The sequence below is a fragment of the Corynebacterium jeikeium genome (assembly GCF_000738175.1).
GTDB lineage: Bacteria > Actinomycetota > Actinomycetes > Mycobacteriales > Mycobacteriaceae > Corynebacterium > Corynebacterium jeikeium_C.
The window spans coordinates 1-24,475 of the sequence record NZ_JFCH01000039.1; the positions used below are offsets into that span (position 1 = coordinate 1).

Below are 24,475 nucleotides of genomic sequence, written 5' to 3' on the forward strand. Positions count from 1 at the left end.
CGCCAGCGCAGGCCGTATGTTTCTTATGCTGGGGCGATCAGTCACATCGCTGACAACAAGCTTGACCGCAAGTTCACTCCGGATCGGCCAAATACTGTCTTTGTCAGCGACGTCACCGAGTTCAGGGTCGCAGGCCGCAAGGTCTACCTGTCACCGGTGATGGACCTGTTTGACCGTTCAATTGTTGCCCACACCGTGGCTACATCGCCGTCGACAGCGTTTACCGCCGATTCTTTAACCAAGGCGATTAGAACATGTGCGCCTGAACCCGGGTGGATGATGCACACTGACCAAGGCTTCCAGTACCAGCATGCCTCCTGGCGCGACCTGATCGGTGACAACGGCGGTGTTCAGTCGATGTCGCGTAAAGCCAACTGTTACGACAACGCGGTCATGGAGAACTTCTTCGGCCACTTGAAAACCGAGATGTACCACGGTGAAGTCTTCGGCACCGTCGCAGAATTCAACCAGGCAATCGACGAATACATCCAGTGGTACAACACCAAACGCATCCAACAACGACTCAAGGGCCTGACCCCGATGCAATATCGGAATCAGACCCTTGAAGCCCTAACCGCCTAGAATTAAACCAGTCCAACTTTCGGGGGCCAGTTCATTCCCTCGGGGGCGTTTTCGGGTCTTTAGCGTCTAGAGCGGGGCGGCAGCGTCTAGAGCGGGGCGGCGAGCTCTAGAGGTGCTAGAGGTCGACCGGGTACTGGCGCTGGTCGATCTGCGGATCGATACGATCCTCGACGAAAATGCCGTGCCAGACCATGAACGCGATGACGGTCCACAGCCGGCGGGAGTGGTCCGGGCCGGAGCCGGTGTTCATCGCTACGCGGTGCTCGTCCAGCATCTTCAGCACTTCCGCCTTGTTGAAAATGTGGTCGGTCTGCGAGGCCTCGATGTTCTCCTTCGCCCAGCCGTAGAGCTCGTCGCCGGCCAGCCAATGGCGCATCGGTACCGGGAAGCCCAGCTTCTTGCGGTGCAAAACATGCGGCGGGACGATGCGCTCCAGCGCCTTACGCAGCGCGTACTTGGTGGTGCCGTGGGAGATCTTGAGCTCGTGGGGGAGGGTTTCCGCCACGTCAAAGACGACCTTATCCAGGAACGGCACGCGCAGCTCCAGGGAGTTTGCCATGTTGATCTTGTCGGCCTTCACCAGGATGTCGCCGCGCATCCAGGTGAACAGGTCCAGGTGCTGCATCCGCGCAACCGGGTCCATGTCCTTGGACTTCGCGTAGATCGGCGCCGTGACCTCGCGGTGATCCCACTCAGGGCGGATCTCGCGCAGTACGCGCTCCAGCTGTTGGTAGTTAAAGGAACGCGCGTTGCCGTAGTAGCGGTCCTCCATCGACATGGTGCCTCGCTGCAGCAGGGACTTTCCGCGCATGCCCTCGGGCAGTGCGTTGCCCACGCTGGACAGCACGCGCTTCAGCGGGGAGGGGATCTTGTCGAAAGGCGCCAGGCTCAACGGCTCCTTGTAAATGGTGTAGCCGCCGAAGAGCTCGTCGGCGCCCTCGCCGGAGAGCACCACCTTGACGTGCTTGCGGGCCTCCTGTGCGACGAAGTACAGCGGAACCAGTGACGGGTCGGCCACCGGATCGTCCAGGTACCAGATGATCTTCGGGATCGCCTCGGCGTACTCCTCCGGGCTGACCACCTTCACGATGTGCTCGGCGCCGATGGCGGCGGCGGACTCCGCGGCCACGTCGACCTCGGAGTAGCCCTCGCGTTCGAAGCCGGTGGTGAAGGTCAGAAGATCCGGGTTGTGGCGCTTAGCCAGCGCGGCGATGGCGGTGGAGTCGATGCCGCCGGAGAGGAAGGAGCCGACAGTGACATCCGCACGCATGTGCTTGGCTACGGAGTCCTCTAGGGCCTCGGCGATGCGCTGGAACACGGCCTCCTCGTCGCCGGCCGCGACCTTCTTGACCGGGAAGCGCGGCTCGAACCAGCGAGTTTCCTCGACCTTCCCACCGGGGGTTACAAAGCCGTAGCTGCCGGATTCCAGGCGGCGGATGTGCTTGTGCAGGCTCTCCGGCTCCGGGACGTACTGCAGATCCGTGTAGTGCGCGATGGCACGGATATCCAGGTCCAGGTTCAGACCCAGAGCTTCTGCCATCGACAGGATGCACTTCTTCTCCGAGGCGAAGACGGTGCCCGCCTCGGTGGTGGCGATGTACATCGGCTTGATGCCGAACTGGTCGCGGGCCAGGAATAGCTTCTTTTCCTTGGAATCCCACACGGCGAAGGCGAACATGCCGCGCAGGTGGTTTACCACGTCAGCGCCCCAGTGGTGGAAGCCCACCACGATGGTTTCACCGTCACCCTCAGTATTAAAGGTATAGCCAGCTTCCTTGAGCTCCTCGCGCAGCTCGACGTAGTTGTAGATCTCGCCGTTGAAAGTCAGTGCGTAGCGGTCCGCCTCGCCCTCCGGGCCCCACTGCAAGGGCTGGTGCGAGTGCTCCAAGTCGATGATGGATAGTCGGTTGAAGCCGAAGACGACATCTTGGTCGTGCCACGTGCCGCTGTCGTCCGGGCCACGGTGGTGCATGCAGGGGAGTGCGCCCTCTACAGCCTCAACGAAATTTTCCGCGGCGCCGTTTGCCGCAATGATTCCAAGCAATCCACACATGCGTTCAGACTTTACGCGGGAGGGGTGGAGGTGGGCTAGTTGCCACGGCGGGGAGGAGAGCGTTTTAAAACTGAGTTATTGAGCACACGGGCTTTTTAGTACCTGAGTGATGTGCATTACATAAATCGACTGTTGTGAGACTACTTAGCGATCCATGCGCTCGTCCGTAGCTCCGCGTAGCCTTGGAGGCATGGCTAAAAACTTTGCATCTCAGCTGGTAAAGACTCTAGAAAAGCAAGGCGTTAAGCGGATCTTTGGACTGGTGGGCGATAGCCTCAACCCGATTGTCGACGAGGTTCGTCAGTCCTCCATTGAATGGATTCACGTGCGCAACGAGGAAGCCGCGGCGTTCGCCGCCGGTGCAGAATCCCTTGTCACCGGCGATCTGGCCGTATGCGCTGCCTCCTGCGGGCCGGGCAATACCCACCTGATCCAAGGCCTTTATGATTCCCACCGCAACGGTGCGAAGGTGCTGGCCATTGCCTCCCACATTCCGAGCGTGCAGATCGGCAGCCAGTTCTTCCAGGAGACCCACCCGGAGCAGATCTTCCAGGAGTGCTCCGGTTACTGCGAGATGGTGAACTCCGCAGCACAGGGGCCAAAGGTGCTGCACCACGCCATCCAGTCCACGCTGGCCGGCAACGGCGTTAGCGTGCTGGTCATCCCCGGCGACGTATCCTCCCAAGAGATCGAGGAGGAAGGCTTCATCGACTCGGTGTACGCCAAGGGGCGCCCCGTGCTGTACCCGGATGCCGAGGAAGCAGCCCGCCTGGCCAAGGCGATCAACGATGCCGAGACCGTCACTTTGTTCTGCGGTGAGGGCGTCAAAAATTCTCGAGAGCAAGTGCTCAAGCTGGCAGAGAAGATTAAATCTCCGATCGGCCACGCCTTCGGCGGCAAGATGCACATCCAGTACGACAACCCGTTCGACGTCGGCATGTCCGGGCTGCTGGGCTACGGTGCGGCGCGCGAGGCGATGTACGACGCTGACCTGCTGATTCTGCTGGGAACCGACTTCCCGTACACAGACTTCCTGCCCACCGGCAACGTGGCGCAGGTGGACATCGACGGCTCCCACATCGGCCGCCGCACCACCATCAACTACCCGGTGGTCGGCGACGTCGGGGCGGTGATCGACACGATCCTGCCGCACATCGAGGAGAAGACCGACCGCAGCTTCCTGGATAAGCAGCTGCGCAACCATGCGCGGGCGCTGAACCACGTGGTGGACGCCTACACCAAGAAGGCGGGCAAGTCGAAGCCCATCCACCCGGAATACGTGGCGGACACGATCGACCGCCTGGCCGCCGAGGATGCCATCTTCACCATCGATACCGGCATGTGCAACGTCTGGGGTGCCCGCTACATCACGCCGAACGGCAAGCGTGAAGAAATTGGCTCCTTCCGCCACGGCACCATGGCCAACGCGCTGCCGCAGGCGCTGGGTGCGCAGGCCGCGGACCGCGACCGCCAGGTGATCTCCTTCTCCGGCGACGGCGGCCTGGGGATGCTCATGGGCGAGCTGCTGACCGCCAAGCTGCACGACCTGCCAGTCAACATTGTGGTCTTTAATAACTCCTCGCTGGGCATGGTGAAGCTGGAGATGATGGTCGCCGGCCTGCCCGAGCACGAAACCGACCACGAGCACGTGAACTTCGCCAAGATCGCGGAAGCCATCGGAATTAAGGCGATCCGCATCGAGGATCCGGCGGACGTGGAGAGCGGTATTAAGGAAGCTCTGGCCTACGACGGCCCGGTGCTGGTGGACGTGGTTACCGACCCGAATGCGCTGAGCCTGCCGCCGAACATCACCTGGGAAATGATGATGGGCTTCTCCCGCTCCGCAACGCGCACCGTATTCGAGGGTGGCGTGGGGCGCATGGTCGACCTGGCCCGCGCCAACCTGCGCAACATCGGTGGTGCCGGAGTGATCGAGATGAACAAGTTCTAGAACACCCCCAAAACTCCCACAAAGGCGGGAGCCACGCACTGCGCGGGCTCCCGCCTAACCCGTGTGGGGGCAATGTGGGTAGCTGCCAACCCCGAAAAGGGAAATTCCGCTTCCGCGATGGTGGCAATGTCCTGTTAATGGTCTAAGGTTCTTTAAGTGAAGTGGTTGTAGGTCTATCTATCGCGCGCGAACTGCAGGCGCGCGGCAGACCTCAAGGCCTACAACGCAAAGTGACGTGTGAATGAGGAAGGCAAACTCGCGTGGAACAGCGAAATAAGCACGGTTTGACTCGCCGTATTGGCCTCGCCGGTGTACTGGGCCTAGCTGGCCTGGTTCTCTCCGGCTGTACTGTCGCCCCGCCGGAGAACGGTTTCTTTAACTTCTTGCGCATGGGCTGGCCGAAGGGCATCACCCCGGAGTCCAAGGAAATGGGCAACCTGTGGGTGTGGGTCTGGGTCGTCGCCTGGATCATCGGCATCATCATGTGGGTGCTGCTGTTTGTGAACATGGGTAGGTCTAGCGCCAAGAAGGCTGAGAAGCGCGGCGAGGACGAGTTCCCGCGCCAGACCGGCTACAACGTTCCGCTGGAGCTGGTTCTGACCACCCTGCCGGTTCTGATCGTCTGTGGCCTGTTCTTCTTCAACGTTCAGGCGCAGGACCGCGCAACGGCTCTGGACAAGGATCCGAAGGTCGTCGTCGACGTGACCGGCTACCAGTGGAACTGGAAGTTCGGCTACCGGGAGATCGCTGCAGAGCTGAACGGTGGCCAGGAGTACAAGGGTGTCGACGAGAAGGCACAGGCTCGCGCAGAGGAGTCCAAGAAGCCTGCGGAGAACCTGGACGAGCACGGCGACCAGATCCCGGGCCCGATCCACGGCAACTCCAAGGACGACCTCAGCTACCTGAACTACAACAAGATCGAGACCGTGGGCACCACCCAGGAGATCCCGGTTCTGGTCGTTCCGTCCGGCACCCCGATCGAGTTCGATCTGGCTTCCGCTGACGTTGTCCACTCCTTCTGGATCCCGGAGTTCCTGTTCAAGCGTGACGTGTTCCCGCACCCGAGCGAGAACCGCTCCGAGCGTCGCTTCCAGGTTGAGTCCATCGACGAGGAAGGCGCATACGTCGGCCGCTGTGCTGAAATGTGCGGTACCTACCACGCAATGATGAACTTCGAGCTGCGCGTCGTCTCCCCGGAGAAGTTCGAGCAGTACATCCAGTTCCGCAAGGACAACCCGGAGGCTCCGAACTCTGAGGCTCTGAAGGCCATCGGCGAGGAAGGCTACGCAACCTCCACCCACCCGTTCGAGTCCGACCGCACCGGCACCCGTACCCCGAACGAGAACTACAAGGACCGCAACGCCGCTTAGGAAGCGGAGCGCAAGGTTAATTAAGGAAGAGAGATAAGCAAATGAACTCTGGTGCAAAGCTTTTCTACGGCCTCGGTACCTTCTTCGTTGTGGTCACGGTGTTCTACTTCATCGTCACCTCCTCCGTGAAGGACGCGGGCAACGTGATGGGCGTTGAGTGGGCTGGTGGCACCGGCCTGGTCATGGCCACCCTGCTGGCCTTCATGCTCGGTGGTTACCTCCACCTGACCGCCTCCAAGACCGACATCGGCCCGGACGACTGGGAAGAGGCAGAGATCGAGGACGGCGCTGGCGTGCTGGGCTTCTTCTCCGCAAGCTCCATCTGGCCGTTCTGGATGACCGTCTCCATCGTCGTGATGGGCGCCGGCCTGGCCTGGTGGCACCTGTGGCTGGTCGCCTTCGGTGCCGTCATGCTGATCTGGGCGACCACGATGCTGAACCTGCAGTACGGCCTGCCGCCGGAGAAGCACTAAACTTCACACTTCACTAGAAACTCCCCCTCCGCCAGTCTTTAGGACTGGGAACGGAGGGGGAGTTCTTTTTCTATTTGGTGACGCCCTCAGGCGCCACCTGGCTAGAACTCTTTGCCTACGATCTTTTCCATTTGTTTGAGGGCGGCACCGGATTCCAGAGCCTCGCGGGCGATTTGCACCTGCTCGCGCAGAGTCTCCTGGAAGCCCTTCTCCTCCCAGCCTCGCACGGCCGTCAGGGCGCCAGCGGCGTTGATCAAGACAGCATCCTTGATAGCGCCGGAGATCTCGCCCTTCATCAGGCGCACGGCCACGTCCGCGTTGTACTGTGCGTCGCCGCCGACCAGGCTGCCGTCCTCGTAGAAGTCGAGGCCGACGTTGCGAGGGTTAATGACTTCCTCGCCGGTGCGGCCGTTGGCGTCCACAGTAACGACCTCGGTAGGAGTGCACACAGAGATCTCGTCCATGCCATCCATGCCCCGCACCACGAGAACGCGGCTGCCTTGGCGGGCGAACGCGCCGCCCATGATGGGCATGAACTCCTTGAAAGCGCAGCCGATCAGGCCGAACTTCGGGTACGCGGGGTTGGTCATGGGGCCCAGCAGGTTGAAGATGGTGGGGGCGCCCAGCTGGCTGCGCACGGGGCCGGCGAAGCGCATCGCCGGGTGGTAAGTCTTTGCAAACATGAAGGCGAAGCCCGTCTCGTGCGCATCTTGGCGGATGGCCTCGGGGGAGCGCTCGATGTCCAAGCCCAGGGCCTCCAACATGTCTGCACCGCCGCACTTGGAGCTGGCGGCGCGGTTGCCGTGCTTAACCACCGGCACGCCCGCGGCGCTGACCACGAAGGAAGCCATGGTGGAAATGTTGACAGTGTGGTGGCCGTCGCCGCCCGTGCCCACGATGTCCACACAGTTGGGGACGTCCGAGAAGTCAACCGGGGTGGCGAAGCTCGTCATCGTCTCGGCGGCGGCGGCCAGCTCGGCGGCGGTGATGCCACGCACGCGGATGCCGAAGGCAAAGGCGGCGATCTGCGCGTCGGTAGCGTTGCCCTCCATGATCTCGTTCATCGCCCAGCGAACCTGAGCCTCGCTGAGCTCCTGGCCCTTGCCGAGTCGCCCGAGCAGGCCGGGCCACGTGAAGTAGCTCGGCGGTAGCTGCTCGGGGCTAAGGCCGCTGGTTTCTGCGGGACGTGGGGTAGTGGGGGACATGGCTGCTTCGACGCACCTCTCTGTCAGGGACCTGTGCCGCGCATCGGCACAATGAAGTAGATGGTTGCAAATGGTTGCTGTACTAACCAGTCTATTAGGTGCGGGGGAGCTCGGAAGCCTTTGGGTAGTGACGCCCCTAGGGATCGGCTCCGAGAGATTGGCCGTCGGGGGAGTTCCCGGGGATACCGGGTGGCTAACCCCATAGTGGGGTGCTTGGTGTGTCAGCCCTTGACGAAAGTGGCATGTGACCTGTCGTTATGTGACTCGTCGGATACGGGGCTGGAAAAGTTCCCACTAACCCCTAACGGGGTTGGCTTTCAGGTTTATCCAAGGTTTCACCTGCGATTTTACAGATTGCTTCCAGAAAACCGCCGAAGTGAATCGACTATCGAGCTTTAAACGGCCATACTGTTATGCGTGACGAGCGCAGTTGAAAACCCAGGTATGGCAGCACCACAACGTGTTGCGACACTGAACCGACCCAACATGGTCAGTGTCGGCACGATTGTGTTCCTGTCTCAGGAATTGATGTTTTTCGCTGGCCTGTTCGCGATGTACTTCGTGTCCAAGGCCAACTCTGGCGGCAATTGGCCGTCTGAGCCCACCGAGCTGAACGTGCCCTTCGCGGCAACGATTACGGTCATCCTGATCAGTTCTTCGTTCACTGCTCAGTGGGGCGTCTTCGCGGCGGAGAGGGGTGACGTCTTCGCGCTACGCAAGTGGTACGCACTGTCCGCGCTGCTGGGAACTATCTTCCTCATCGGCCAGGGCTACGAGTATGTCCACTTGGTGCAGCACGGAACCACCATCCCCGGATCCGTCTACGGATCGGTCTTCTTCATCACGACAGGCTTCCACGGCGCGCACGTGCTCGCCGGTGTTATCGCCTTCCTCGTGGTGCTGCTGAGGACCGCGAAGTCGAAGTTCACCCCGGCACAGGCCACCGCCGCCGTCGTTGTGTCCTACTACTGGCACTTCGTCGACGTCGTGTGGATCGGCCTGTGGATCACCATTTACTTCATTCAGTAGGCCGGCCAGGTCGGTTCTTCTCCCCCAAGAAGAGAGTCGGCCTACAGCCCATCGCAATTCCATATGACTAACAAATAAGGGAACAAGATGGATATCAACTCCACCAACGCAACCACGGAGCAAGTCTCCAGTGGTTCGAAGGGCAGTGCCGCTAAGGCACGCCGCCGCCGGAAGGTCCGCAAGGCCTTCGCCGGCGCGTTGGCTTTGCTGTTCGCGCTCACGGGCGCGGGCTTCCTCGCCAACGCATTGACCCCCGATGCACAGAACGCCGTTGCAGAGCAGAGCGCGGAGGATCTGGCACAGCAGGGTAAGGAAATCTACGAAGTTGCTTGTATCACCTGCCACGGTGCAAACCTGCAGGGCGTGAAGGACCGCGGTCCTTCCCTGATCGGCGTCGGTGAGGGCTCCGTGTACTTCCAGGTGCACTCCGGCCGCATGCCGATGCTGCGCAACGAGGCGCAGGCAGGCCGTAAGCCTCCGCGTTACTCCGAGCAGCAGGCTCTGGCACTGGCCGCATACGTTAACGCTAACGGTGGCGGCCCGGGCATCGTCCGAGATGCTAACGGCGAGATCGCCATGGAGTCCCTGCGTGGCGCCAACAACAAGGATGGCAAGATCGACCCGGTCGACGTTGCCCGTGGTTCCGATCTGTTCCGTCTGAATTGTGCATCTTGCCACAACTTCACCGGTAAGGGTGGCGCACTGTCCAGTGGTAAGTACGCTCCGCCGCTGGCTCCGGCCAACGAGCAGGAGATCTACCAGGCCATGCTGACCGGCCCGCAGAACATGCCTAAGTTCTCCGATCGCCAGCTGACTGCTGACGAGAAGAAGGACATCATTGCCTACATCAAGTCGGCTGAGGAATCCCCGAACCCGGGTGGCTTCGGCCTGGGCGGTATCGGCCCGGTGACTGAGGGCATGGTCATGTGGTTTATCGGCATCGTGGTTCTCGTTGCCTTCGCTATGTGGATTGGATCGCGGTCATGAGTGAGAACAACAAGAAGTACAGCAACGAAGAGCTGTCGAAGATGAATAACGACGAGCTCGCCCGCCTGGGTACCGAGCTTGACGGCGTGACGGTTGCGTACCGCAAGGAGCGCTTCCCGATCGCCAACGATCCCGCTGAGAAGCGTGCGAGCCGCAAGGTCACCATTCTGCTGGCCCTGTCGATTCTGTTCGGCATCGCTTTCATCGGTGTCTACCTGTTCTGGCCCTGGGAGCACAAGGGGCTGGAAGAGGACGGCCTGTGGCTCTACTCGGTCTACACCCCGCTGCTGGGCATCACGTCCGGCCTGAGCATCACCCTGCTCGGTGCGGCCATCGTTGCCTACACCAAGAACTTCGTTCCGGAAGAGATTTCGGTTCAGACCCGTCACGACGGCCCGTCCGAGGAAGTTGACCGCCGTACCCTGGTCGCTCTGCTGAACGACTCCTGGAAGACTTCCACCCTGGGCCGCCGCCCGGTTATCGCCGGCCTGGCTGGCACCGGTGCGGTCCTGGCTGGTCTGGTTATCGCTCTGCCGCTGGGCGGCATCGTGAAGAACCCCTGGAAGGCCAAGGCAATGGGCATCCAGGGCGACGGTACCCTCTGGACCACCGGCTGGACGCTGGTGGAGCAGGGCGAGAAGGTCTACCTGGGTCGCGACACCGGCGCTATCGCCGAGGAGCACGACGGCCACTACAGCACCAAGGGCGTGTCTCGCCTGATCCGCATGCGCCCGGAGGATCTGGACGCAGCTTCCATGGAGACCGTCTTCCCGCTGACCGAGGACATGGTCAACGATGGCGACAAGTTCGACAAGGACCGCGACGTCTACGAGGAGCACATGCACTCCATTCACGGCTCGCGTAACGCAGTCATGCTGATCCGCCTGCGCCCGGAGGATGGCGACAAGGCCATCCTGCGCGAGGGTCAGGAGGACTTCCACTACGGCGACTACTTCGCCTACTCGAAGATCTGTACCCACATCGGTTGCCCTACGTCCCTGTATGAGCAGCAAACTAACCGCATCCTCTGCCCGTGCCACCAGTCCCAGTTCGACGCACTGCAGTACGGTAAGCCGATCTTCGGACCGGCAGCCCGTGCACTGCCTGAGCTGTCGATCTCGGTGGACGAAGAGGGATACATGTACGCCGACCGTAACTTCATCGAGCCTGTCGGCCCGGCATTCTGGGAGCGTCGTTCATGACCACTAAACAACAGAGCCGCGCTGCTAAAGCGGCCAACAACATCGACGAGCGGTACACTGCCTCCGGCCTGATCCGCCCGCAAATCAACAAGGTATTCCCGACTCACTGGTCCTTCATGCTCGGTGAGATCGCGCTGTACTCCTTCATCATCCTGATCCTGTCCGGTGTCTACCTGACGCTGTTCTTCGATCCGTCCATGTCGAAGGTGATCTACGACGGCGCCTACGCACCGCTCAACGGTGTGGAAATGTCCGCCGCCTACCACACCGCCCTGGACATCTCGTTCGAGGTTCGCGGTGGCCTGTTCATCCGCCAGGTCCACCACTGGGCTGCACTGCTGTTCGCAGTGTCCATCATGGTTCACATGATGCGCATCTTCTTCACTGGTGCATTCCGCAAGCCGCGTGAGGCTAACTGGGTTATCGGTTGCGTCCTGCTGCTGCTGTCCGTGGCAGAGGGCTTCATGGGTTACTCCCTGCCGGACGACCTGCTCTCCGGTGTTGGTCTGCGCATTATGTCCGCCATCATCGTTGGTCTGCCGATCATCGGTACCTGGCTGCACTGGATCATGTTCGCTGGTGACTTCCCGGGTGAGATCATCATTCCTCGCCTGTACATCGCCCACGTGCTGCTGATCCCGGGTATCCTGCTGGCCCTGATCGCCGCTCACCTGGCACTGGTTTGGTACCAGAAGCACACTCAGTTCCCCGGACCGGGTCGCACGGAGAACAACGTCGTCGGCGTTCGTATTCTGCCGGTCTTCGGTCTGAAGGCTGCTTCCTTTGGCCTGATCACCTTCGGTGTCGTCGCCCTGATGGCCGGCATCTTCCAGATCAACGCAATCTGGAACCTGGGCCCGTACAACCCGTCGCAGGTCTCCGCTGGTTCCCAGCCGGATATCTACATGCTGTGGACTGACGGTGCTGCACGTGTCATGCCAGCATGGGAGCTCTACCTCGGTAACTACACCATTCCGGCTGTGTTCTGGGTAGCTCTGCTGCTGGGCCTCCTGGTTGTGCTGCTGTTCGCTTACCCGTGGATCGAGCAGAAGATGACGGGCGATGACGCCCACCACAACCTGCTGCAGCGTCCGCGCGACGTGCCGGTTCGTACCGCACTGGGTGTCATGGCACTGGTCTTCTACGTGCTGCTGACCATCTCCGGTGGTAACGACCTGGTTGCACTGCACTTCACGATCTCGCTGAACCTGATGACCTGGATTGGCCGTATCGGCCTGGTGCTGCTGCCGCCGCTGGCGTACTTCATCACCTACCACCTGTGCATCTCCCTGCAGCGCAACGACCGTGAGGTTCTGGAGCACGGTATCGAGACCGGTACCATCCGCCAGCTGCCTTCCGGTGGCTTCATCGAGGTTCACCAGCCGCTGGGCCCGGTCGACGAGCACGGCCACCCGATCCCGCTGGAGTACCAGGGTGCATACGTTCCGAAGACCATGAACGAGCTCGGCGCAGCCGGCCAGCCTGGTCGCGGTAGCTTCTTCACTCCGGATTCCCCGGAGATCGCGGAGAAGGCGGAGCACATCGAGAAGGCCAACCACGCGGAGCAGAAGGAAATGTTCGAGCGTCTGAACGAGGAGAACCGTCGCCGCCACGAGGAGCTCGACAAGTAGTCTCCGTTCGAGCTAACTCAACTGCTCTCACATAAGGCTCGAGAAAATCCCGTCCACCATCCGGTGGGCGGGATTTTTGCTGTTAGAAGTTAGGTAGCTGCCCGCAGCGCCCGGAAGGCTTTAGTGCGTCGACAGCGCCCGCAGGACGTCGTAGGTGGCTAGGGCGTCGCTCATTGCGCGGTGTAGCGGGCGGTGGGGGACTTTAAGGTATGACGCCACGTTTCCCAGCCGATAGCGCCCCACCGACTCTCTAGGGATGAGCGCGCGGGAAGCCTCCGCTGTGCAAACCAGGCGCGGGGTGTATGGAGGGCTTACGGGGTCCGGGGCTAGGGCGACATCGCCCAGCTGGGCGCGGAGGATCTCGTGTTGGAGGAAGGAGAAGTCGAAGGAAACATTGTGCCCCACAAGGCGCGGAGCCTCCAGGCCCGGCGTATCCCGGAGGAAAGCCAGCAAGCCCGGCAGAATCTCGGCGAAGCTGGGCTTGTCGGCCAGCAGACCGTCGGAGATGCCCGTGAGGTCTGTGATTTCCTGAGGCACGTCGCGATGCGGGTTGAGCAGGGTAGTGAACTGATCCTGGAGCTCGCCGTCGCAGATGCGCAAGGCGGCGATCTCAATGATTCGCTCATCCTGCGGCCGTAGCCCCGTGGTTTCAATGTCGATGACGATGCAGTTTTCAAGGGTCTGCTGCAGGTCTAGGCGCAGCTTGCCGCTGTGCAGACCTGACGATTCATCTGGAGAGTGAGGCTGGGTAGGGGACACGGGGAGTAAGTCTAGCGGGCGGGTAGGACAGCGGTGGCTGAAGTGGTGCGCCGCGGGGTCGTAGGGGCGTCAATAACAGGACAGAAACACGCCAGAAACGGCGTATGTGAGGAGGATCACATAAATGAGTTCCTTAAAAGTCCCTAAACGAGCTTCTTTGACAGTCGCTAGGGCCGCGTTCTCCAAATTCGCAGGTCAACGAATTATAAAGCTTTGGTAACTTTCACGTTCGCCTTTAGGGTTTAGAAAATCTCAGTTTTATAACAACGGCACGTCGGCGGCTGAATCGCAGGATATTTGGTGAAGAGCTGGACACGGCTTGTGTTCATTTCGTAATCTTTTCGAGACCTTAAGGGTGAGCGACAAAGAGTTCACCGCACCGCGGTAGCGCACAGGAGCTACCGGGCGAGGGGAGAAGGAAGAGTTCCGAACCCCAGACAACGGATTGAAAGGTAATTGAGGACTTATATGGGCAAGCACAGCCTGAAGAAGAACAACGCACCCCGCAACGCAGCAATGATCGCCGCTGTCGGTGTGGGTGCCGCTGTACTGAACCCCGCTGCAGCCCAGGCTGCTCCGGTTACCCACACCCCGTCCGGCGTCACCGTTGACGTTCCGGACCACCTGCTGCCGACCATCAAGCCCTACTTCAAGCAGGCAAACCTGACCACCGGTGGCAACAACGCTCCGGCGCCTGCAGCTAAGCCGGCTGCTAAGAAGAAGCCTGCTGCTTCCTCCGTCGGCCAGCGCATCGCTAATATCGCGAAGTCCAAGGTTGGCGCTCCGTACTCCTGGGGCGCATCCGGCCCGAACGCTTTCGACTGCTCCGGCCTGACCTCCTGGGCTCACCGCCAGGTTGGCAAGAACATCCCGCGTACCTCCTCCGCACAGGCTAACGCAGGCAAGAAGGTCTCCCTGAACGCTCTGCAGCCGGGCGACGTCATCTCCTACTACGGCGGTGCTTCCCACGTTGCTATCTACATCGGCAACGGCAAGATCGTCCACGCACTGAACTCCTCCAACCCGGTGCGTATCGACAACCTGCACATGATGCCGGTTTACAACGCGGTGCGTTTCTAAATTTCTTAGTGACGCCCACCCGGCGTTTCGCCAGCTCGACAGATGTAATCGGGGCTGGTGTTACAGCTGGTGAGCATGTGATTAAGTGGGGCTGGAACCCGGTTGGGGCCAGTCCCACTTTTGCCCTTTCTTGTGGCAGAATGTCTATCGTTATCAAACGTTGATAAACGTTGCCTGGCCGTTCGGCGGCCTAGATTAGTTGAGAATTAAAGAAAGTCCAGTCGTGAACGTGTTGTCTTCCTCTTCCCGTGATCGCCTCGTCGGCACCCGCACCGTCGCTAAGGCCGCCACCGCGGCTCTGCTAACCCTCGCCGTTGGCGCCTCCCTCCCGCAGGCCGCGGCGGATCCGCAGCAGGAACAGCAGCAGGGCAACCCGCAGCAGCGTGAAGAGAAGAAGGACGACGAGAAGGCCGAGCAGAAGCGCGCCGACGAGATCCGCCGCCTGCTGGACGCGCCGATCCCGGAGGACGTGGACGGCCTGCTGGCTCACGTGGACAAGATCTCCGGCTTCGCCTCCGAGACCTCCGACGAGGTCGAGCAGCTGAAGATCGACATCGACCAGGCACAGGGGAACCTGGACAAGGCCAACAAGTCCGCCGAAGATGCGCAGAAGAAGGCCGACAAGCTCAACATCGACGTAGAGGCTTCCCGCAAGAACGTCTCCGGCGTGTCCAAGGCCATGTACCGTGGCGCAACCGTGGATCCCGTCTCCGCCTTCGTTGGCTCGCAGGGGCCGCAGGCAGCCGTTGAGCGTTCCTCCTACCTGGCATCCATCGGCGACAAGCGTGCAGAGACCGTTACCGCCCTGACCCGACAGCTCAAGGAAGCCGCCAGCGAGAAGAACAAGGCCAGCCGTTCCAAGGCCACCGCCGACTTCCAGCTGCGCACTCTGAACGACCGCAAGAAGGACTTGGAAGAGCGCAACGATCAGCTGGATGCGCTGAAGGACAAGGTCATGAAGGCCGTCGACGGCCTGAGCCCGGAGGATCGTCGCCGCTGGGTCGACCGCAATGGCCCGATCGACGTGGACGTGGAGCAGTTCCTCGGCGACCTGAAGAAGAAGGCCGGCTCCGACGGTCCGGTGAACGCCACCGGCGTGGTTGCGGCCGCCCTGTCCAAGCTGGGCGCTCCGTACTCTTGGGGCGCCACCGGCCCGGACGCCTTTGACTGCTCCGGCCTGATGTTCTGGGCTTACCAGCAGGAGGGCAAGTCCATTCCGCGTACCTCCTCCGCTCAAATCGCGGGCGGTCAGTCGGTCTCCATCAACGACCTCCAGCCGGGCGACATCGTCGGCTACTACCCGGGCGTGACCCACGTCGGCATGTACATTGGCGACGGCAAGATCGTCCACGCCTCCGACTACGGCATCCCTGTCCAGGTTGTTCCGGTGGACTCCATGCCGATCCAGGGCGCGGCGCGCTACTAGGCCGCTTGCTGCACCGGCGCGTGCGGTAGCATCCTTGCGTATGCCAAAGGAAGACCAGCCCCAAGAAAACCGGCAGAGCCACCCGCGCGTCCTCGTCGTAACTAACGACTTCCCGCCGACCCTCGGCGGGATTCAAACCTACGTGCGCGACTACCTCTCCACGCTGAGCCCGGAGAACGTCGTTGTCTTCGCCTCCACACAGAACACGGAGGATGCCCGCGCCTTCGACGCGCAGCAGCCCTACCAGGTGGTGCGCTGGCCGCGCAGCGTGATGCTGCCCACCCCGGCCACCGCGCGGAAGATGCAGCAGCTGATCCGCGAGCACAACATCCACACCGTCTGGTTTGGCGCTGCCGCGCCGCTGGCGCTGATGGCGAAGGCCGCACGTGCGGCGGGCGCTCGGCGCGTGGTCGCCTCCACGCACGGCCACGAGGTCGGCTGGTCGATGTTCCCGGGCTCCCGCCAGGTGCTGCGGCGTATCGGCAACACCGTGGACTGCCTGACGTATGTTTCCCACTACGCCCGCAACCGCATGGCCGCTGCGTTCGGCCCTACTGTTGCCTGGGAACCCATGCCCGGCGGGGTGAACACCGACCTGTTCCGCCCGGATCCTGACATGCGGAACACCCTGCGCGCCCGCTATGGCTTGGAGGACAAGAAGGTCGTCGTCGCCGTTTCCCGCCTGGTCCCGCGCAAAGGCCAGGACACGCTGGTAAGAGCCATGCCCGCCATCCTGCGCGAGCACCCGGATGCGCACCTGCTAATCGTCGGACCCGGCACGTACCGCGGGAAGTTGGAGAAATTGGCGCGTCGGCTGGGCGTCATAAAGAACACAACCTTTACCGGCGCCGTCGATGTAGAGGAGCTACCGGGCCATTTCGTGGCCGGCGACGTGTTTGCGTTGCCGGTGCGCACGCAGCTGGGTGGGTTGTCGGTGGAAGGCCTCGGCATCGTGTTCCTGGAGGCGCAGGCCGCCGGCGTGGCCACTGTCGCCGGCAATGGCGGCGGTGCACCCGAGACGGTGATCGACGGGGAGACCGGGCTGGTCGTGGACTCTCGAAACTTGGACGACGTTGCGGGGCGTATCTCTTCTTTGCTTGGTGACGCCCCCACGCGCCAGCGCCTATCGACCGCAGCGAGGGAGTACGTGACGGGGAAGTGGACCTGGGAGGTCCTCGGCCACCAGTGCCGTGCGGTGATGGCCGGAACCGGCGGCATTCCGCCGCGCCACAGCTTCGCCTGATACGCATGCGGCCCGGGGGATGGCGGCGGCAGAATTTCTATGCGCTGCCCGGCTGGCTAGAATGAGGGGGTTAATCGGTACAGAAGAGTACAGACAAGTACAGACGAAGTGGAGAGGGTGGAACGCCTAGTGACTGGGACCCTAACCGTGGGCGTGGACATCGGTGGCACGAACCTGCGCGCCGCCGTAGTGGACGCGGACGGGCAGATCCTGGACATCGAGAAGCTGCCCACTCCCTCTAACGTGTACGCGCTGGAAACCGCGCTGGTGCATGCCATCGGCTGCCTGCAACGCCGTAACGAGGGGATCGTGGCGGTGGGCCTGGCCGTGGCGGGGTTCATTAACTCCCAGCGCGATACGGTCCGCTTCGCCCCGCACCTGCCGTGGCGCAACGCGAAGGTCACCGAGCGACTGAGCGCGAAGCTGGGGCTGCCGGTGGAGCTGGAGCACGACGCAAACTCGGCCGCGCTGGGGGAGTACTACCTGGGGGCAGCGCAGAACGCGGGTACGTGGGTCCTGTTCGCACTGGGTACCGGCATCGGTGGTGCCGTGATGGTGGACGGGGAGATCTACCGCGGAGCTTTCGGCACCGCCCCGGAGTTTGGGCACCTGACCGTCATGCCCGGCGGGCGGGCGTGCCCCTGCGGCAAGCAGGGCTGCCTGGAGCGCTACTGTTCCGGCTCGGCGCTGGCGCTGACGGCGCAGGATCTGATTGCAACCGGCCGCTACCCGGATTCGGCCATCACCCGCGAGTTTGCGCAGCACCCGGAGGAGATTTCCGGCCGGGCGATCGTGCGCCTGGCTCGGGAGGGTGATCCGCTGGCCCGCGCCGCTATCGAGGACATGGGGCTGTGGCTGGGGCGCGGCCTGTCCCTGGTGCAGGACGTGCTGGATCCGGAACTGATCGTGATCGGCGGGGGAGTCAGCTCCGACGCGGACCTGTTCCTGGACCAGGCGGAATCGATGATGAACTACAGCATCGTCGGCGCAGGCCACCGCCCGGTAGCCGAGGTGAAAACCGCACAGCTGGGTGGCGATGCCGGTATGATCGGCGTGGCGCTGCTGGCGCGCAAGCAGCTTGAGCGTGGCGCTGAATAGGGAAGCCACCAAGGGACGGTAAGTTTTAGAACATGCAGAACAAGGCGTATTGGTTTTTCAAGTACATCCTCATCGGCCCGTGGCTGCGCGTGTACAATCGCCCCTTCACCAAGGGGTTGGATAAGCTGCCGAAGGAGGGGGCGGGCATCCTGGCCTCCAACCACCTGGCGGTGATGGACTCGTTCTACCTGCCACTGGTATCCAAGCGCCAGCTGACCTTCCTGGCTAAGAAGGAATACTTCACCACCCCGGGCCTGGTCGGTGGCATCCAGAAGTTCTTTTTCAGCTCCGTCGGCCAGGTGCCGATCGACCGCGAGGATAAGGAATCCCAAAACGCCGCCATGGGCACCGCCCTGAAGGTACTGGAGCGCGGGGATCTGCTGGGAATGTACCCGGAGGGCACCCGCTCCCCGGACGGGCGCCTATACCGCGGCAAGACCGGCCTGGCCCGCATCGCCCTGGAATCCGGCCAGAAGGTCTACCCGGTGGCCATGATCAACACGAACAAGGCCAACCCGATCGGCACCTGGATCCCGCGCCCGGCCCGCTGTGGGGTGTACGTCGGCGACCCGATCGACCCGGATGATTTCCGCGATGCTGGTGACGACTACGCGCAGGCCAGGGCTCTGACCGACGCGATTATGGAGGCTCTCCACGAGCTGTCCGGCCAGGAGTACGTCAAGGACTTTTACGCCGCCGACGTGAAGAAGTCTCTCGAGGCCGGCAAGGGTTACCCGCCGGGCTCCGAGCCGCGCAGCTAGCTATTCAGTAGCTGCTAGGTAGCTACTCGGTAGCAACTCGGTAGGGCTTTCACCAGGCGTTTGCGCCCCCTCATTGGTTTGACTTCACGGGCGTGAACCTGATTCTGTTATAAGAATTATGGCAACTAAAGCGAGAGTCGAATGGGCTGATGCAGCCAAGGGTTTGTCCATCATTGGCGTGTGCATCATGCACGTCGTCACCGGCATCCCCGGTGGCAGGGAAACGGCTCTCGGCCAATTCTCCAGCTTCCTCGACCCGCTGCGGATGCCGCTGTTCTTCCTGGTCTCCGGGCTTTTCGCGCACCGCATCCTAGAACGCACCTTCGCCGACCTGTGGTACCGCCGACTGTGGTTCCTGTTGGTGCCCTACCTGGTCTTCAATCCGTTCCATGCGCTGACGCGCATGAGCATCGACAACAACTTCTCCTGGTTCGGCCTGGTCAAAGCTATGGTGCTGGGCAACGTGGGTCTCTGGTTCCTCTACGCCTTGATGCTCTACAACATCTTCGCCTGGACGCTGCGCAAGCAGCCACCGTGGTTGGCGATCCTGGTCTCCTGCATACCGCTGGTCGTCGGAGCCTTCCTGGGCGGCGGAGAGGACATCTTCTTCCGCCAAGTACTGACGTACGCCCCGATGTTCTTCATCGGCCTACACTGCCGCGACTTCTTCTTCCGCCTCGCCCGAGAGGCCTTCCGTCCCTGGGTGGTTATCGGCAGCGCGGTACTGTTCTTCGGCTCCGAGTTCTTGTCGCGCACGCTGTCCAAGACGATCTTTAGTGAGTGGACGCCCACGGTTGCAGCCCAGACCCTGGGCACGGGCTTCGTGAGCTCCCTAGCTGCCTTGCCGTTTGCCATTGTGGTTGCCGTCTGGATCTGTGCCATCCCAGTTGTAAACCGCCTGTTCCTGTTCGTAGGCCGCAATACCCTGCAGGTCTACGTCTTCCACCCCTTGGGCCTGTTCCTGCTGGGCGGAATTGCAGGCTCGCTGGCCGAGGCGCACCCGGAAACCCTGTCCTTCCTGGGCACCGTGGCCGGTCAGCTGTGGTGGGGCATTGGCGCCTGCGTGGTGGCCTCCGCAATCGGCTATGCGATCGGCAAGACTCCCTACCTGGGCTGGGTACTGTTCCCGCCGGCACTGCGACGTCCACAAGAAAAGCAGCAACAATCTCGCAACAGTGCACCCGCAGGCGGCGACCGAGCCCCATCGGCCTAGCGCGGCCAAAGGGATCTAAACTGGACAATCGTGCGCTACTTCTACGACACAGAATTCATCGAAGACGGCTCCACGATCGACCTGATCTCCATCGGCGTGGTGGCGGAGGACGGCCGCGAGTTCTACGCGGTCTCCACCGAATTCAACGAACACCGGGCGGGGCAGTGGGTGAAGAAGAACGTGCTGCCACTGCTGCCGCCGCGCTCCGACAAGGCGTGGATGGATCGCGCGACGCTGCGCACTAAGCTGCACGAATTCCTGGTGCCCGAGCGTGCTGGCCGCGGGCGCACTAAGCCCAGTGACCGGCCCGAACTGTGGGCCTGGGTGGGCGCCTACGACCACGTTGCCTTGGCTCAGCTGTGGGGCGACATGACGGGCCTGCCCTCCGACCTGCCGCGCTTTACCCACGAGCTCAAGCAACTGTGGGAGATGGCCGGGCGCCCGCGGCTACCCGAGAGCCCGAGCAACGCGCACGACGCGCTGGCGGACGCCCGCTTCAACGTGGTGAAGTACCGCCTGTCCATGGAGGCCCTGCAGTCCTAATCGCCCCGCCGGGGCTTCAGCGCAAGGGCCGCAGCCGTGGCGCCCCGCGCAGCTGAAAGGGACCTAAATGGCAATGAAACAGGCCACATACAGTATGATCTGCCTATGGCTTGGACTATTGATGCACCGTTAGATGAACTCCCCGATCTGCCGCCGCTGCCCGCGGACATGGCGGAGAAATTAGAAGACGCGCTGTCCCGCGACGCGAAGCAGCAGCCCAGCTGGGATACGGACCACGCGGGTCGCGTGCGCAAGATCCTGGAATCCGTGCCGCCGATCGTGGTGGCCCCGGAAGTTAAGAAGCTGAAGAAGCAGCTGGCCGACGTGGCCTTGGGCAAGGCCTTCCTGCTGCAGGGCGGCGACTGCGCCGAAACCTTCGAGACGAACACTGAGCCGCACCTGCGCGGCAACGTTAAGACCCTGCTGCAGATGGCGGTCGTGCTGACCTACGGCGCCTCCACCCCTGTGGTGAAGATGGGCCGCATCGCGGGCCAGTACGCGAAGCCGCGCTCCGCGGACCGCGACTCCAACGGTCTGCTGAACTACCGTGGCGACCTGGTCAACGGTGTGGAGGCCACAGAGGAAGCCCGCGCCCACGACCCGTCCCGCATGGTGCGCGCCTACGCAAACTCCTCCGCGGCGATGAACCTGGTGCGTGCGCTGACCAACTCCGGCACCGCCGACCTGTACAAGCTGCACGAGTGGAACCGCGAGTTCGTGACGAACTCCCCGGCGGGTGCCCGCTACGAGGCCCTGGCCACTGAGATCGACCGCGGCCTGGAGTTCATGTCCGCTTGCGGCGTGACCTCCGAGAGCCTGCGTTCCGCGGACATCTTCGCCTCCCACGAGGCGCTGGTGCTGGATTACGAGCGCGCAATGCTGCGCCTGGCCCACGACGAAGAGGGCAACGACGCGCTGTACAACCTGTCCGCACACCAGGTGTGGATCGGCGAGCGCACCCGCGGCCTGGACGACGCGCACATCCGCTTCGCCTCCCTGATCGCCAACCCGGTGGGCGTGAAGATCGGCCCGACGACCACCCCGGAGGAGGCCGTCGGCTACGTCCGCCAGCTGGATCCGAACAACACCCCGGGGCGCCTGACCTTGATCACCCGCATGGGCTACGACAAGATCCGCACGGCATTGCCGCCCATTGTCGAGGCAGTGGAGGCCACCGGCCACAAGGTCATCTGGCAGTGCGACCCGATGCACGGCAACACCTACACCTCCAACAACGGTTACAAGACCCGCGACTTCGACCGCATCATCGACGAGGTTCAGGGCTTCTTCGAGGTGCACCGCAAGATCGGCTCGCACCCGGGCGGCATCCACGTGGAGCTGACCGGCGAGGACGTCACCGAGGTAGTCGGCGGCGGCCAGTCCATCACGGACCTGGATCTGCCGGAGCGCTACGCCACCACCGTGGACCCGCGCCTGAACACCCAGCAGTCGCTGGAGCTGGCGTTCCTGGTTGCGGAGATGCTGCGCAACTAAAGCGCTGAGCGCCGGCCACGCGCGAGCTTTTAGATCGTGGTCAGCGTGACCACGGCACCGCGGTGGCTACGAGAGCTGGGGCCGGGGGATTGACCCAGAACCAAGCCGTTGGGATCCCCCTTGATCTCCACCTCGAAGCCCGCGTCTTCCAGCTTCTCCCGAGCCCTTTCCCCAGTGAGGCCCAGAACCCACGGCACGCGCTGGGATGTGGACTCGCGGATCTCGACGTCCGTGTTCTTCGACGGATCCAATAGTTCCCCTGCGCCAGGCGATTGCTCTGCCACGTCGCCGGAATCCTCGGAAGAGTCCTCCACGGGGGCGCCATCGACCGGGTTAAGGCCGGCCTCCCGCAGAGCCTTACGGGCGTCATCAACAGAAAGACCCTTAACGTCCGGCACCTCGATCGCGTTCGAGAGCACCAGGGTAACCTCCGTGCCGGACTCGACCTCCGCGCCTTCCTTTGGGTCGGTGCGGATGGCCTGGCCGGCGGGGATGTCCTTGTCGAACTCCTCGGTTTCCTCCGCGACCTGCAGCCCGGCTTTCTCCAGGGTCTTCTTCGCGCGGTCGCGCTCCTGGCCCTTCACGCCAGGCACGGTGACGGGGCGCTTGCCCTTGCTCATGCGCACCTCGACGGTGGATCCGGTGTTCACCTCGGTTCCGGCGGCGGGTTGAACCTCCGCGACGTGGCCTTTTGCGATTTTGTCGGAGTAAACGTCGTCGCCCTTCTTCACCTTGAGAGTGCGGTCGGTGAGCTTATTCGTGTAGTACTGCAGGCTCGAGTTGGTGCCCGGGTCCGGCACCGTCGGCTTGCCGAGGGAAAGCAGCACCGCCACCTCGGAGCCCCGCACGGCCTTCTGCCCCTTGGCGGGATCGGTGCCCATGACGGTGTTCTTCTCCGCTTGGTTGTCGTAGCGCTCGTCCAGGGTGGAGCTGAAGCCGGCTTCTTCGACGGTGGCCTGCGCGGTGGCTTGATCCATGCCGATGACAGTCGGGATCTCGCCGTAGCGGCCCGTGGTGAACCACCATCCGCCCAGAGCCATGCCAATGACCAGTGCGATGAGGAGGACGATCCAGAAGACCGTCGCCACCGGGGACTTGTTGCTGAGCTTCGGCACCTGCCGTGCTGGCCCCGGGCGGTGCGTTGCGTGACGGTTTTGCGCGTGCGGCGCCGGGTTATGTGGTGCCGGGTTATGTGGCGCCGGGCCGTGCTGTGCATACGGCGCGTGCGGCTGGTGTTGCGTGCGCGTCGGGTTGGTGTGCGGGGCGTTGGCGTTGTGGGGGAGCAGCCCTTCGCCCGGTTCGCCCGGCCGCTCCGCGTACCCCGGCCGGCCTTCCGGCTGGAACTGCGTGACGGCAGTGTGGTGCGTCCCCGGCCGGGCGCGATCCTCCTGGGGCAGGACGACCGCGCGGGTGGACATGGATTCGTCGTCCCACGGGGTGCGCTCGCCGAAGTCGGTTCCCGCCAATGCGCTGCGCACGGCGGACTCGGTGGGGGCGGGCACCTGGAAATCGGGCACGTCGAGGTCCTCGGCGGCCTGCTCCACGGCTTCCAGGAACTCGGCGCCGTCCACGAAGCGTTGCGTGGGGTCGCGGTGGCAGGCGCGCAAGACCAGCTCGTCGATCTCCGGCGGGATGTCGGGCATCAGCGTGCTGGGGGCGGGGACGGGGCGGTTGATGCGCGCCATGGCCGTCTCGATCGGCGTGCCGCCCTTGAACGGCGTGCGCCCGGTGAGTAGCTCGAACAGCAGGATGCCGGCGGAGTACACGTCGCTGGCTTGGGTCAGATTCTCGCCGCGCACCTGCTCCGGGGAGAGGTAGCCGACGGTGCCGATGACCTGCCCGTTGACGGATGTTGTGGCGTTGGTGGGGTCGCCCATCGCCTTGTTGATGGCGCGCACCAGCCCGAAGTCCGCGAGCTTGACCTGGTTCCGGTCGCTGATCAGCACGTTGTCCGGCTTGATGTCGCGGTGGATCATGCCCTTGGCATGGGCGATCGATAGCGCGGTGAGCACCGGCCGCATCACGGCGATGGCGGCGTGGGGCGGCATGGGGCCGCGCTCTTTCAGCAGTTCGCGGAGCGATCCGCCTTCGACCAGCTCCATCACCAGGAAGACATAGTCGTCGTCCACACCCTGGTCGAAGACATTCACGAGCGACGGGTCGCTGAGCTTCGCCACCGCGCGGGCCTCGCGCTCGAAGCGGGTGCGGAAGGCGGGTTCGCGGGCGAGCGTCGGATCCATCACCTTGACCGCCACTTCGCGGTCCAGGCGCGTGTCGATGGCTGCATAGACTGTGGACATGCCACCGCGGGCGATCTGGGCGCCGATGCGGTAGCGCCACTCCAGCAGGTCTCCGGGGTGTAGCTCGCTCACGTC

At 62.9% G+C, this 24,475-nt stretch carries 20 protein-coding genes; 16 read left to right on the forward strand and 4 right to left on the reverse strand.

The features are described from left to right. Positions 1 to 582: IS3 family transposase (locus tag JQ46_RS06570; protein ID WP_034986459.1), on the forward strand; the 582-nt coding region annotated here is incomplete at its 5' end. 115 nt (positions 583 to 697) lie between these two features. Here JQ46_RS06570 and asnB read toward each other — a convergent pair. Then, complete coding sequence (asnB, locus tag JQ46_RS06575; RefSeq protein ID WP_034986461.1) at positions 698 to 2,635, reverse strand: asparagine synthase (glutamine-hydrolyzing); 1,938 nt, start codon at positions 2,633 to 2,635, stop codon at positions 698 to 700. Between the two features lie 190 nt (positions 2,636 to 2,825). Here asnB and JQ46_RS06580 point away from each other — a divergent pair, with 190 nt between their 5' ends. The 3 genes from JQ46_RS06580 to JQ46_RS06590 all read left to right on the forward strand — a co-directional run bounded on the left by JQ46_RS06580 (position 2,826) and on the right by JQ46_RS06590 (position 6,429). Then, positions 2,826 to 4,586 carry a pyruvate dehydrogenase gene (locus JQ46_RS06580; protein WP_034986463.1) on the forward strand — a complete coding sequence of 587 codons (1,761 nt, stop codon included), beginning with the start codon at positions 2,826 to 2,828 and terminating at the stop codon, positions 4,584 to 4,586. 260 nt (positions 4,587 to 4,846) lie between these two features. Next, entirely contained in the window at positions 4,847 to 5,956 is a 1,110-nt protein-coding gene (locus JQ46_RS06585) for a cytochrome c oxidase subunit II (protein WP_034986465.1), read from the forward strand. 41 nt (positions 5,957 to 5,997) lie between these two features. After that, positions 5,998 to 6,429 carry a cytochrome c oxidase subunit 4 gene (locus tag JQ46_RS06590; protein WP_034986467.1) on the forward strand — a complete coding sequence of 144 codons (432 nt, stop codon included), beginning with the start codon at positions 5,998 to 6,000 and terminating at the stop codon, positions 6,427 to 6,429. Between the two features lie 101 nt (positions 6,430 to 6,530). Here JQ46_RS06590 and trpD read toward each other — a convergent pair whose 3' ends face one another. Then, the gene (trpD, locus tag JQ46_RS06595) at positions 6,531 to 7,634 is read right to left on the reverse strand and encodes an anthranilate phosphoribosyltransferase (RefSeq protein WP_034986469.1); all 1,104 of its coding nucleotides are present in this window, start codon (positions 7,632 to 7,634) and stop codon (positions 6,531 to 6,533) included. Between the two features lie 417 nt (positions 7,635 to 8,051). Here trpD and JQ46_RS06600 point away from each other — a divergent pair, with 417 nt between their 5' ends. The 4 genes from JQ46_RS06600 (at position 8,052) to JQ46_RS06615 (ending at position 12,483) form a co-directional block, all read left to right on the forward strand. Next, positions 8,052 to 8,663: a cytochrome c oxidase subunit 3 gene (locus JQ46_RS06600; RefSeq protein ID WP_034965190.1), complete on the forward strand. Its 612-nt coding sequence runs from the start codon at positions 8,052 to 8,054 to the stop codon at positions 8,661 to 8,663. An 87-nt stretch (positions 8,664 to 8,750) separates the two neighbouring features. After that, positions 8,751 to 9,650: a c-type cytochrome gene (locus tag JQ46_RS06605; protein ID WP_034986471.1), complete on the forward strand. Its 900-nt coding sequence runs from the start codon at positions 8,751 to 8,753 to the stop codon at positions 9,648 to 9,650. Then, positions 9,647 to 10,852 carry a ubiquinol-cytochrome c reductase iron-sulfur subunit gene (locus tag JQ46_RS06610; protein WP_034986473.1) on the forward strand — a complete coding sequence of 402 codons (1,206 nt, stop codon included), beginning with the start codon at positions 9,647 to 9,649 and terminating at the stop codon, positions 10,850 to 10,852. The genes JQ46_RS06605 and JQ46_RS06610 overlap by 4 nt, the downstream gene beginning before the upstream one ends. After that, positions 10,849 to 12,483 carry a cytochrome b gene (locus JQ46_RS06615; RefSeq protein WP_034986475.1) on the forward strand — a complete coding sequence of 545 codons (1,635 nt, stop codon included), beginning with the start codon at positions 10,849 to 10,851 and terminating at the stop codon, positions 12,481 to 12,483. The genes JQ46_RS06610 and JQ46_RS06615 overlap by 4 nt, the downstream gene beginning before the upstream one ends. 120 nt (positions 12,484 to 12,603) lie before the next feature. Here the strand turns inward: JQ46_RS06615 and JQ46_RS06620 are convergent, their stop codons facing one another. Beyond that, entirely contained in the window at positions 12,604 to 13,242 is a 639-nt protein-coding gene (locus JQ46_RS06620; protein WP_237744758.1) for a 3'-5' exonuclease, read from the reverse strand. Between the two features lie 468 nt (positions 13,243 to 13,710). Here JQ46_RS06620 and JQ46_RS06625 point away from each other — a divergent pair, with 468 nt between their 5' ends. The 8 genes from JQ46_RS06625 (at position 13,711) to JQ46_RS06660 (ending at position 22,100) form a co-directional block, all read left to right on the forward strand. Then, positions 13,711 to 14,322, forward strand: coding sequence for a C40 family peptidase (locus JQ46_RS06625; RefSeq protein ID WP_034986477.1), 612 nt, complete (start codon positions 13,711 to 13,713; stop codon positions 14,320 to 14,322). Positions 14,323 to 14,545: 223 nt separating this feature from the next. Continuing rightward, positions 14,546 to 15,748 carry an NlpC/P60 family protein gene (locus JQ46_RS06630; protein ID WP_034986480.1) on the forward strand — a complete coding sequence of 401 codons (1,203 nt, stop codon included), beginning with the start codon at positions 14,546 to 14,548 and terminating at the stop codon, positions 15,746 to 15,748. Positions 15,749 to 15,788: 40 nt separating this feature from the next. Then, complete coding sequence (locus tag JQ46_RS06635; RefSeq protein ID WP_034986482.1) at positions 15,789 to 16,991, forward strand: glycosyltransferase family 4 protein; 1,203 nt, start codon at positions 15,789 to 15,791, stop codon at positions 16,989 to 16,991. Positions 16,992 to 17,120: 129 nt separating this feature from the next. Then, positions 17,121 to 18,089, forward strand: coding sequence for an ROK family protein (locus JQ46_RS06640; RefSeq protein ID WP_034986484.1), 969 nt, complete (start codon positions 17,121 to 17,123; stop codon positions 18,087 to 18,089). Positions 18,090 to 18,121: 32 nt separating this feature from the next. Next, positions 18,122 to 18,850 (forward strand): lysophospholipid acyltransferase family protein, encoded by a 729-nt coding sequence (locus tag JQ46_RS06645; protein WP_034986486.1) that lies wholly within the window; start codon positions 18,122 to 18,124, stop codon positions 18,848 to 18,850. A gap of 118 nt (positions 18,851 to 18,968) precedes the next feature. After that, positions 18,969 to 20,063: an acyltransferase family protein gene (locus JQ46_RS06650; RefSeq protein ID WP_034986488.1), complete on the forward strand. Its 1,095-nt coding sequence runs from the start codon at positions 18,969 to 18,971 to the stop codon at positions 20,061 to 20,063. 30 nt (positions 20,064 to 20,093) lie between these two features. Next, positions 20,094 to 20,606 (forward strand): polyadenylate-specific 3'-exoribonuclease AS, encoded by a 513-nt coding sequence (locus JQ46_RS06655; RefSeq protein WP_034986490.1) that lies wholly within the window; start codon positions 20,094 to 20,096, stop codon positions 20,604 to 20,606. A gap of 105 nt (positions 20,607 to 20,711) precedes the next feature. Then, complete coding sequence (locus JQ46_RS06660) at positions 20,712 to 22,100, forward strand: class II 3-deoxy-7-phosphoheptulonate synthase (protein WP_034986493.1); 1,389 nt, start codon at positions 20,712 to 20,714, stop codon at positions 22,098 to 22,100. Between the two features lie 29 nt (positions 22,101 to 22,129). Here JQ46_RS06660 and JQ46_RS06665 read toward each other — a convergent pair whose 3' ends face one another. Continuing rightward, on the reverse strand, positions 22,130 to 24,472 hold the full coding sequence (locus JQ46_RS06665; RefSeq protein ID WP_034986494.1) for a PASTA domain-containing protein: 2,343 nt from the start codon (positions 24,470 to 24,472) through the stop codon (positions 22,130 to 22,132). Positions 24,473 to 24,475 lie beyond the last annotated feature (3 nt).